General features: G+C 71.9%; 10 protein-coding genes. 5 read left to right on the top strand and 5 right to left on the bottom strand.

What is annotated here, in order from left to right:
• Positions 1-245: 245 nt before the first annotated feature.
• From ACIGG8_RS34485 to ACIGG8_RS34470, 4 genes are read right to left on the bottom strand one after another with little or no spacing between them, the layout of a single operon-like run.
• Positions 246-458 (bottom strand): DUF397 domain-containing protein, encoded by a 213-nt coding sequence (locus ACIGG8_RS34485; protein ID WP_396552571.1) that lies wholly within the window; start codon positions 456-458, stop codon positions 246-248.
• An 11-nt stretch (positions 459-469) separates the two neighbouring features.
• Positions 470-682, bottom strand: a complete 213-nt coding sequence (locus ACIGG8_RS34480; protein ID WP_396552570.1) for a DUF397 domain-containing protein — start codon at positions 680-682, stop codon at positions 470-472.
• 11 nt (positions 683-693) lie between these two features.
• The gene (locus ACIGG8_RS34475) at positions 694-906 is read right to left on the bottom strand and encodes a DUF397 domain-containing protein (protein ID WP_396552569.1); all 213 of its coding nucleotides are present in this window, start codon (positions 904-906) and stop codon (positions 694-696) included.
• Complete coding sequence (locus ACIGG8_RS34470) at positions 903-1,733, bottom strand: helix-turn-helix domain-containing protein (protein ID WP_396552568.1); 831 nt, start codon at positions 1,731-1,733, stop codon at positions 903-905. Before ACIGG8_RS34470 ends, ACIGG8_RS34475 begins: the two co-directional genes overlap by 4 nt.
• A gap of 431 nt (positions 1,734-2,164) precedes the next feature.
• On the opposite strand from ACIGG8_RS34470, the gene ACIGG8_RS34465 reads away from it, so the two are divergent.
• Positions 2,165-2,677 carry an NUDIX domain-containing protein gene (locus ACIGG8_RS34465; RefSeq protein WP_396552567.1) on the top strand — a complete coding sequence of 171 codons (513 nt, stop codon included), beginning with the start codon at positions 2,165-2,167 and terminating at the stop codon, positions 2,675-2,677.
• Positions 2,678-2,711: 34 nt separating this feature from the next.
• On the opposite strand, the gene ACIGG8_RS34460 is transcribed toward ACIGG8_RS34465, so the two are convergent.
• The gene (locus ACIGG8_RS34460; protein ID WP_396552566.1) at positions 2,712-3,920 is read right to left on the bottom strand and encodes an erythromycin esterase family protein; all 1,209 of its coding nucleotides are present in this window, start codon (positions 3,918-3,920) and stop codon (positions 2,712-2,714) included.
• Between the two features lie 97 nt (positions 3,921-4,017).
• Between ACIGG8_RS34460 and ACIGG8_RS34455 the strand changes: the two genes are divergently transcribed.
• From ACIGG8_RS34455 to ACIGG8_RS34440, 4 genes are all read left to right on the top strand, one after another.
• Entirely contained in the window at positions 4,018-4,842 is an 825-nt protein-coding gene (locus tag ACIGG8_RS34455; RefSeq protein ID WP_396552565.1) for a MerR family transcriptional regulator, read from the top strand.
• A 190-nt stretch (positions 4,843-5,032) separates the two neighbouring features.
• Positions 5,033-5,998, top strand: a complete 966-nt coding sequence (locus tag ACIGG8_RS34450; protein ID WP_396552564.1) for a phosphatidylinositol-specific phospholipase C — start codon at positions 5,033-5,035, stop codon at positions 5,996-5,998.
• A 409-nt stretch (positions 5,999-6,407) separates the two neighbouring features.
• Positions 6,408-7,820: an MFS transporter gene (locus ACIGG8_RS34445; RefSeq protein ID WP_396552563.1), complete on the top strand. Its 1,413-nt coding sequence runs from the start codon at positions 6,408-6,410 to the stop codon at positions 7,818-7,820.
• A gap of 278 nt (positions 7,821-8,098) precedes the next feature.
• A complete protein-coding gene (locus tag ACIGG8_RS34440; RefSeq protein ID WP_396552562.1) occupies positions 8,099-9,331 on the top strand; it encodes an ATP-binding protein in 1,233 nt (410 codons plus the stop codon).
• Positions 9,332-9,407: the final 76 nt, after the last annotated feature.

Below are 9,407 nucleotides of genomic sequence, written 5' to 3'. Positions count from 1 at the left end.
CTTGCTCTGGTTCTCGAAGGTCGGCGCGGCGTCCGTCAACTCCCCCGGCCGGACCTTGAACTCCGGCCCACCCGCCTTCGCCCCGTCATCCGCCATGATGCCCCCGCACTGTCCGTCGACTGACCAGTCCCGTGGTCAGACTGACCAACGAACTGGCGGGGTTTCAGTTCTGGAGCGTGACATCGATCACGCCCCGCAGGCCCGGACCGCCTACGGAGGCGGTCCGGGCCTGCGACATGTGAGGTTCAGACCGAGCCGAACTCGCCACCACGGACAGCAGCGACGAACGACGCCCAGGCCTCGGCCGGGAAGACGAGAGCGGGCCCCTGGGGATCCTTCGAGTCGCGGACCGGGACCAGGCCGGGGAAGTCGGCGGCAACCTCGACACAGTCGCCACCGTTGTTGGAGTACGAGGACTTGACCCAGGAAGCGCCGAACAGATCCACGCGGTCGGCCATGGCATTCCCTCTCAGACTGCGCCGAACTCGCCGCCACGGACAGCGGCAACGAACGACACCCAGGCCTCGCTGGGAAAGACCAGGGCCGGGCCCTGGGGATCCTTGGAGTCACGAACAGGCATCACGCCGGCGAAGCCGGATGCCACCTCGACACAGTTGCCACCGTTGTTGGAGTACGAGGACTTGATCCAGGAAGCGCCGGACAGGTCTACGCGGTCGGCCATGGCATTCCCTCTCAGGCTTCGCCGAACTCCCCGCTGCGGACAGCGGCAACGAACGACGCCCAGGCCTTGGCGGGGAAGAGCAGGGCCGCCCCCTGAGGATCCTTCGAGTCACGGACCGGGACCAGGCCGGGGAAGTCAGGAGCGACCTCGACGCAAGACCCGCCGTTGTTGCTGTAGCTGCTCTTGAACCACTGGGCGTCGGCCAGGTCTACACGGGGAATCATGACGTTCCTCTCACGCCTTGCTTGCGGATCATCTCCAGTGACGCAGCCTTTGAGAGCGCTTCCACCTGGAGCTGATGGTAGTCCCGCTCCCACGCCTGGGCAGTGTCAGCATCTCGTGCGAGGAAGCCGCGCAGCTGGCACTCCGAGTATGCCAGCACCGATCGATCCACCAGAGTCAGCAGAGTGACCATCATGGTGAACGGCAGCTCTTCTGCGAGCGTGAACGGCGCCACCTGGATGGTGATGTTCGGACGGTTCGCAAGGTCTTCAAGATGCGCCAACTGCCGAGCCATGATCTTGGGCCCTCCGACCCTTCGCAGCAGGGCTCCTTCGTCCAGGACGAAGTGCAGGCGCGGCGCCGACCTCTGGTCAAGAAGCTTCTGGCGTGTGGCCAGGAAGTCGAGCCGATCCGCCGCCTGCTCCTCAGTGATGCTGCCGCGTCGTACGGCTGCGGACGCGAAGGCGTCGGCATACTCCATCGTCTGGGCCAGACCAGGCACGATGCCCAGCTCGAAGTGGGAGATTCCCTGAGCTCGCGCCTCCTGTTGTGCGTACTCGGGAAACCCTTCCAGCAAGGACGAGCCGCTGAGACTCCAGTACGTCAGTTCCAACGATCCACCGGCATCAAGAGCCCTGTCAGCGCTTCGAACCCAGTCGAGTGTGGGATTGCGCGTCCCTCTTTCGAGGTTCGAAATCTGACTATCACTCAGCTGTGTCCGCTCGCCGAGTTGGGTCTGCGTCAAACCCGCCGCCTTGCGCAACCTGCGCAGTTGAGCCCCGAACGCCTTGAGGGGCGAAGCCGATGGATCCAGCTGAGACTCACGCATCGTCAGACCTCCGCCGCCAAGCGAATACCACAACGGGAAACTGTCAAGTGGGAAAGCCTTCCGATAGTAAGGGCGATCGCGCCATCATGGCTACAGCCGGTAGTTCACCGGAAGCGCAGCGCGACTCCTGGAGATCTCATGCCTGACGCGCAGAGACCCGACCCCTTGTTCCAACTCCACGAGGTGGTGCGGGACTTCAGCGACTCGGGGAACGGGAAGCCGAGTGAGGGCGTCTTCGTGGAGGCCGTGTTCGGCAAGGCGGTGCTTCGGCCGCTGGGGGCGAGCGGGCCCCAGCGGCGGGTCCCCCTCTCCGCGATCCGGTCGCTGGATCCGCGGGAGTTCGCGCCGGGCACCTGCGGGAGGCCGCGGCGTCGGCCGTTCGACGGGTGGCCGCTCTCGTCCGACAGCAGTTCCTCATACCTGGAGCAGAGTTGAGCACGTCGCCCCGCCTCGTCGGCAAGCCCCCCGGTCGGCGATGGGGCCACCAGGCCTTCGTCCTGCGGGAGGATCCCGGAGGGTCGGGCGACTTCTTCGTCCTCCTGGTCGACTCCGTCCACCACGACGGGCTGACGCTGCCCGGCGGCTCCGCCGAGCAGGACGAGCTGCCCCATCTCGCGGCCCGCCGTCATCTCGAAACGCAGACCGGGCTCGTCCTACCGCTGCGCACCATCCTCACGGTCGACTACTCCCCCGCGACCGATGATCTTCCCGAGGGCCTGGACTTCGTCTACGCGGGCGGCGTGGTCACGCCCCGGCAGGCCGGGGCCGTCCGCCCGTACCAGCCTCCGCAGGGCGTCCGCGCCCTGCACTGGGTCGCCCAGAACAAGCTGCACCGGGTCATGGCCGATGACCAGTACCGCCGCGTCGAGGACGCCTGGGACGCCTGGGAGCACGGCGCCGGCCTTCCACTCCTCATCCGGGGCGTCCCGGTCCCGGTCGGCTGACCGGGGCCCGGGCCCGGGCCGCCCCCGGCCGGGCTCACGGCAGCCAGTGCACCGGGGTGACCTCGCGGAGGTGGACGAGGACGTCGAAGGCTTCGGCCAGGGAGGCGACGGCCAGGTGTTCGGCGGCGTCGCGCTCCGGGGTGTAGACACCGCTGATGACACGAGCTTTCGCCGGCCCGTCCCACCGGCTGCGGACGTCGTCGTGGCGCAGGTCCAGCCAGCGGGCGGGCCGGTCCGGCTCGCCGAGCTTCGCGTCGACCAGGTCCGCGCCCGGGTCGGGGACGACCGCGATGCCGAGGTCGCCGTGGTGGAAGCCGATCGCCGCGGAGACATACTCCCCGCCGTGGTGCTTGCGCAGCAGGCTGCCGACGGTGGCCTGCGGGCCGCGCTCGGGGGCCAGGCCCAGCACCGTCTCGGCCGCGGAGGTGTGGGCGATGCCGTCCCAGTAGACGGTGCGCAGGCCGGTGCCGTGCTGGAAGTCGGCGATGATGTCGGCCCCCACCTCGGCCTCGCCCGCGTAGGTGCCGCGGCCGGCGACGCTGCGGTCGTGGAACTCCAGGATCAGCCGCATCCGCGCGAGCACGTCGTGATCACCGCCCGGGAGGGATTCGACGAGCGCGAGTGCGTCGCGGGCGTGTTCGGCGAACGGCCGCCCCGGGTGGACTCCCTGCGCGCGCTGCACGTGTTCGTCGACTGCGTGGGCGGTGCGGATGGGGTCCAGGTGGGCCGCCAGTTGCGCGAGCCGCTGCGGCGCCGCCGCGCGCACGTGCTCCAGGACGGCGTCGTAGTCGGCGGGCGCCGCCTGGGCCGGCTTCACGCCGATGATCCGGACCGGGTCGTCCGCGTGGTCGCGGTTGAACGCCCGGATCCATTCCAGGGCGCCGGCCGTCTCCTCGGTGCGCCACGGCCGCCAGGCGCCGGCCAGCGCGGAGGCGGCCGTGCCCTCGCCGCCGCCCGCGTAGGCGTCGAGGGCCGCGGCGGCACCGGCGCCGTCCTGGACGGCCAGTGCGCGGAAGCCGTGGTCCCGTACCAGCCGGCGGAACAGCTGGTCCCGTACGCCGAAGGTCTCCCGGGAGAAGCGCGTGGACTCCCCGATGCCGACCACCATCGCCCCGGCGGCCAGTCGTGCGGCGATCTCGTCGAGCTCGGCGTCGGCCAGCGGGAGGACAGGAGTGATCTGACGGTCCGTCAGATAGGCCTGGGATGGGGCGGAGCGGCGAAGGAGTGCGGTGTCGTTCGGCATGCCGCTCAGCCTGGTTCCTCAAGCCGACTTGAAGTCAAGAGACGCAGCGCCGGGCCGGCTTGCCCCTCCCCCAGGGGCAGGGGGCACAGTGACCCGCGTGCCAGAGGAACTGATCACCATCGGGGAGCTCGCCGCCCGCACCAGGCTGAGCGTCAAGGCCCTGCGGCTGTACGACGAGCGGGGGCTGTTGCGGCCCGCCGTCACCGACCCGCACAGCGGGGTGCGCCGTTACGGCCCCGGGCAGGTCGAGCGGGCCCGGCGGATCGCGCTGCTGCGTGCCGCCGGGCTGCCGCTGGCGCCGATCGCCGCCGTGCTCGACGCGGGCGGCGCCGAGGGTGAACAGCTGCTGCTCGCGTACTGGCGCGAGCAGGAGGACGTGCACACGGCCCGACGGGAGGCGGTGGGCTACGCCCGAGCAGTGCTTACCGGAAGGACCCCGACCGTGTACGAGATCAACGAGCGTGACGTGCCCGAGCAGCAGGTGCTGTTCGTGCGGCGGCACGTGGGCGCCGCCGAGCTGCCCGGCTTCCTCGCCGAGGCTTCCGGCCTGCTGTTCGCGAGGCTGGAGCAGGCCGGAGCCTGCCTGTCCGGGCCGCTGTTCGCCGTCTACCACGGGCTGGTGTCCGAGGACTCCGACGCCCTGGTCGAGGTCTGCGCCCCCACCGGGGCCGCCCTCGCACCGGAGGGACCCTTCGGGCTGCGCGTCGAGCCCGCCCACCGCGAGGCGTACACCGAACTGACCCGGCGCCAGGGCGACTTCGCCACGATGGCCGCCGCCCACGACGCCGTCGCCGCCTGGCTCGCCGACCACGGCCACGAACGCGCGGGCTCCGACCGGGAGGTGTACCACCCCAACTGGGCGACGGCCGCCCCGGACGAGCACGTGGCGGACGTCGCCGTCCCGCTGCGCCGGGCCGGGTAGGACCCCGGCGCCCGAGGCCCGACTCGCCCCCGCCGCAAGACCCCTGGACTCATCGGTGCATCGGCTGCCCGCCGTGACGCTCGTTCACTCCCGAACGGGCCCGCGCAGCCGACGGCGATGAACCGGACTCCGCGCGGCCTCCGTAGACAGGCATGCAGGAGCCGGACCGACCGAGACCGCGGAGCAGCCCATGACCGTCAATCCGAACCGCCGCGACATCCTGAGGTGGGGCGGAGCAGTCGGCGGCGGGGCGCTGAGCGCCGCCCTCGGCCTCACCGCCGCGGCCACGCCGGCCGCGGCCGCCTCGTGGAACAGCGGCACCTGGATGGCCGGGCTGCCCGACAGCCTCTCGCTGACCCAGCTGACCATCCCGGGCACTCACGACTCGTGCTGCGTCGACCCGACCAACGGCACGGAGTGGTCGCACACCCAGAACTGGGGCGTCACGCAGCAGCTCCAGCGGGGCATCCGCTTCCTCGACATCCGGTTGCAGCGGTTCCCGCTGAACGACCGCGAGACCAAGAACTGGCTCGGCGTCTTCCACGACCGGTTCCCCCAGGGCAGCACGCTGCGTACCGTGCTGGACGAGTGCCGGGCCTTCTTCAAGCAGTCGCCGCGCGAGGCGCTGGTCATGCGGATCAAGAACGAGAACGCGGGCAGCAACCCGATCAACGGGGTGGAGTTCCTGCGCCGCATGCAGTACCACCTGGACAACTTCGGCTACCGCAACCTGTTCTGGACCGCGCCCCGGTGGCCCAGGCTCGGGGAGGCCCGCGGCAAGATCGTGCTGCTCGCGGACTTCGACACCAGCTCCGACTCCTCGTGGGACGTGATGCACTGGGGCGACTCCGGCCTGATGAACATCCAGGACCAGTACCAGGACGTCGGCACCGACGGCAAGGCCCGGGCCGTCGTCAACCAGTTCGACCAGGCATGGTGGAACCAGAACTCGCCGAAGATGTACATCAACTTCACCAGCTACGCGGGCGGGAAGTGGCCCAAGCTGAACGCGGACTCGATCATGCCGCCGGTGTTCGACTACCTGTACGCCCGCAGGAACGAGGCCGTCCACTTCGGGATCGTCCCGATGGACTTCCCCGACTTCCACACCAATGTGTTGGACCTCCTGGTGGCCAAGAACTTCATCGGGCGCTGAATCCCGGCCGCCGTGGCGCCGAGGTCGGCCGGCTGAGCGCGGCCGAACCGGTACGACTGTGGGAAGGGCCACAGAACGGGGCAGTTCGGGGCCCGTGAGTGACAAGGGTCACGCTGTGTGCGCGGTTCGGCGCCGCTGTGGCGGCTGGGCGGCGCTCGGCCCCGGCAGGACTGGGAATGCCTTGGATCGGCACGGTCGGAGGTCCTGTCCGCTTCGGGACCAAGGTCATCAATCCCTTTGACCTTGGACCTCGTGGTGTCCCTGGCCGACCGGGGCAACCCTGGACGGTCGCCCGGTGTGATCGGGCGATGGCGCCGTCCGACGTGGGCGGCGTCGTTCCCCTGCCGTCTACCCGGCGCACGGGAGCGGGCCCCGCCCGCCGCCGTACGCTCCGGAGGACCCCAAGCCCATGTCCCAGACCATCGACAACGCCCCGTATACCGCCTTCCACCGAAGGCTGGCGCTCGCCTGCTCCGGCGGGCCGCTGCTGGACGGCTACATCCTGAGCATCGTCGGCGTCGCCCTGATCGGGATGCGCCCCGACCTCGGGCTGTCCACCGCCGAGGTCAGCCTGATCGGCGCCGCCGCCCTGGTCGGCATGTTCGTCGGCGGCGCGCTCTTCGGCGTACTGACCGACAAGATCGGCCGGGAGGTGATGTACACCGCCGACCTGCTCGTGATGGTCGCCTGCTCGGTGCTCTCGTTCTGGGTCGACCAGGTGTGGGCGATCGCCGTGCTGCGCTTCGTGCTCGGCATGGCCGTGGCCGCCGACTACCCGATCGCGACCTCACTGCTCGCCGAGTGGCTGCCCGCCAAGCACCGGGGCCGCCTGCTCGGCCAGCAGATCGTCGCCTGGTACGCGGGCTCCGTGCTCGCCTACGTGGTGGGCTACCTGTTCCTGGAGCTGGCCGGCCCGGGCAGCTGGCGGTGGATGCTGGCGAGCTCCACGGTGCTGTGCGTGGTCTTCCTGGTGATCCGCCGCGGCTCGCCCGAGTCGCCGCGCTGGCTGGCCGCCAACGGCCGGGTCGGCGATGCGGTGCGTGTGGTCGAGAAGCACCTTGGGGTCCGGGTCGACGGCCGCGAGCTGATGCCCGACCCGGCCGAGCGCGGCCGGCCCGCCGGGCTGCGCCTGCTGATGACCCAGCCCTACCGGCGCCGCACCCTGTTCTGCGGCCTGTTCTTCCTGTTCCAGGTCGGCCCGCTGTTCGCGATGCTCACCTTCGGCCCGCAGATCCTGTCGTCCTTCGGCATGCCGGGCGGCACCGTCATGGACACCCTGGGCACCGGGCTGATCAGCCTGGTCTTCCTGCTGGGCTGCTACCCGGCGCTGCGCCTGATCGACAGCCGCGGCCGGCGCCCCGTCATCATCTGGTCCTTCGCGCTGATGACCGTCCCGCTGGCCCTGCTCGGCGTGTGGCCCACCGCCCCGGCCGCGATCGCCCTGACCGCGCTGTGCGCGTACGCGTTCCTGTGCGGCGGGCCCAACGTGCTCGACTGGACCTACCCCAACGAGCTGTTCCCCACCGAGATCCGGGCCACCGCCGTGGGCGTGGCCACCTCGGTCAGCCGGATCGGCGCGGCCGTCGGCACCTACCTGCTGCCGCTGTCCCTGACCGGGCTCGGCACCGGCCCGACCATGCTGATCGCCGCCGGCACCACCGCGCTCGGCCTGCTGGTGTGCGTGCTGTGGGCGGAGGAGACCCGCGGCACCGCACTCGGCGCCTCGCCGGCCGCGTCCGCCGGGGCCGCCGGGGCCGCCGGGGCCGCCAGGAGCGCGGCGCCGGGCGTCCCGGCCCAGCGCGTCCCCCAGCCGGTGCGCTGACGGCCGCCACCTGACGCATCGACGGCGCCGCCCGGGACCCTCCCGGGCGGCGCCGTCCGCACTCAGCGGTCGAGGTGGAAGGTCAGCTCGATCTCGGTCGCGCTGCGCGGAACGCCGTGGACGAAGCAGGAAGGCGAGGTGGCCGGGCGGCCGGGGCCGACGGATTTTCGGCCCCGCTGCCGGGCGGCTTTGTCAAGCGCGCACCGCGGCCGCTCCCGCAGCAGTACCGTCGACCCCTCAACGACCGTCCGGATACGGTGAATCGGAGGCGAGCGACGGTGACCGAGGCGAAGCCCGGGGACGACGGCAGGTCCGGCGCGGAGGGCGGTGTGCTGCACGAGCGCGAGGCCGAGATCCGCTCGGCGGGGCGGGCGATCGAGGCGCTGACCGGGCCCGTCGGCACCGAGGTCGGGGAGCTGCTGCTGTACACGGGCGCGGCCGGGCTGGGCAAGACGGCGGTGCTGACCGAGGTGCGGCGGGCGGCGCGGCGCGCGGGCTGCACGGTGCTGTTCGGCCGGGGCGGGCAGCGGCAGTGCCACGAGCCGTTCCACGTGGTACGCCAGCTGGTGCGTCCGGTGCTGGCGGCGCTGTCCGACGAGGAGCGGGCCCGGGTGTTCGGGCCGTGGGAGGACGTCGTCGGCCCGGCGGCGGGGCTGACGGCGCCGCGCGGGCAGCTCGACCCGCAGGGGGTGCGGGACGGGCTGGACTTCGTCCTCACCCGGCTGGTGCAGCTGCGTTCCCCGGTGGCCGTGCTCGTCGACGACCTGCACTGGGCGGACCCGGAGTCGCTCGGCTGGCTGGCGGGCTTCGCGGTGCGCGCCCGGGAGCTGCCGGCCCTGCTGGTGCTCGCCTGCCGCGACGAGTTCCCCGACGACGCCCTGGCGCTGCAGCGCGGCCTCACCGACCGGGCCGACCGCCGGCACGAACTGCGCCCGCTGCGGCCGGACTCGGTGGCGCACCTGGTCCGTGCGGCCCTGGGCGCGCAGGCCGAGGACGCCTTCTGCCGGCACGTCTGGGCGGTCACCGCCGGCAACCCGTACGAGACCGCGGCGCTGCTGCGCGAGGTGGCCGACCAGCGGCTCGACCCGGTCGAGGAGAGCACCGGGCAGCTGCGCGAACTCGCCGCCACCGCACGGGGGATGACGCTGCGGCACTGGCTGGACCGGCTCGGCCCCACCACCCTGCGCTTCGCCTGGGCGGCGTCCGTGCTGGACACCGACATCCGCCCCGACCTCGCCGCCACCATCTGCGCCCAGGGCCCGGAGACCGCCGCCCAGTCCGTCCGCGAGCTGCGCCGCCACCGGGTGCTGACCGGCCCCCAGTCGGGCCGGCTGGAGTTCGTCCACCCGCTGGTCGCCACCTCCGTCTACCAGTCGATGCCGCCCGCCGCCCGGACCGGGATGCACGGGGTCGCCGCCGTCGAGCTGGAGAACGCCGGCCTGGGCCTGCTCGCGGCGTCCCGGCACCTGCTGGAGATCCTGCCCGAGGGGGACGGCGAGATCGTCGACTAGCTGCGCCGGGCGGCCCGCGAGCACCTGGCCATCGGCGCGCCCGAGGCGGCGCAGCGCTGCCTGCGCCGCGCCATCA

It is taken from the genome of Kitasatospora sp. NPDC085464 (genome assembly GCF_044541955.1).
Lineage (GTDB): Bacteria > Actinomycetota > Actinomycetes > Streptomycetales > Streptomycetaceae > Kitasatospora.
Note: the sequence above shows the minus strand (reverse complement) of the source record. Positions and strands in the feature narration are given on the sequence as shown.

Excerpts from the sequence above, each read along its gene's own strand:
- ACIGG8_RS34485 (WP_396552571.1), bottom strand. The coding sequence starts at position 458 with ATGGCCGACCGCGTGGATCTGTTCGGCGCTTCCTGGGTCAAGTCCTCG.
- ACIGG8_RS34480 (WP_396552570.1), bottom strand. The coding sequence starts at position 682 with ATGGCCGACCGCGTAGACCTGTCCGGCGCTTCCTGGATCAAGTCCTCG.
- ACIGG8_RS34475 (WP_396552569.1), bottom strand. The coding sequence starts at position 906 with ATGATTCCCCGTGTAGACCTGGCCGACGCCCAGTGGTTCAAGAGCAGC.
- ACIGG8_RS34470 (WP_396552568.1), bottom strand. The coding sequence starts at position 1,733 with ATGCGTGAGTCTCAGCTGGATCCATCGGCTTCGCCCCTCAAGGCGTTC.
- ACIGG8_RS34460 (WP_396552566.1), bottom strand. The coding sequence starts at position 3,920 with ATGCCGAACGACACCGCACTCCTTCGCCGCTCCGCCCCATCCCAGGCC.
- ACIGG8_RS34450 (WP_396552564.1), top strand. The coding sequence starts at position 5,033 with ATGACCGTCAATCCGAACCGCCGCGACATCCTGAGGTGGGGCGGAGCA.
- ACIGG8_RS34445 (WP_396552563.1), top strand. The coding sequence starts at position 6,408 with ATGTCCCAGACCATCGACAACGCCCCGTATACCGCCTTCCACCGAAGG.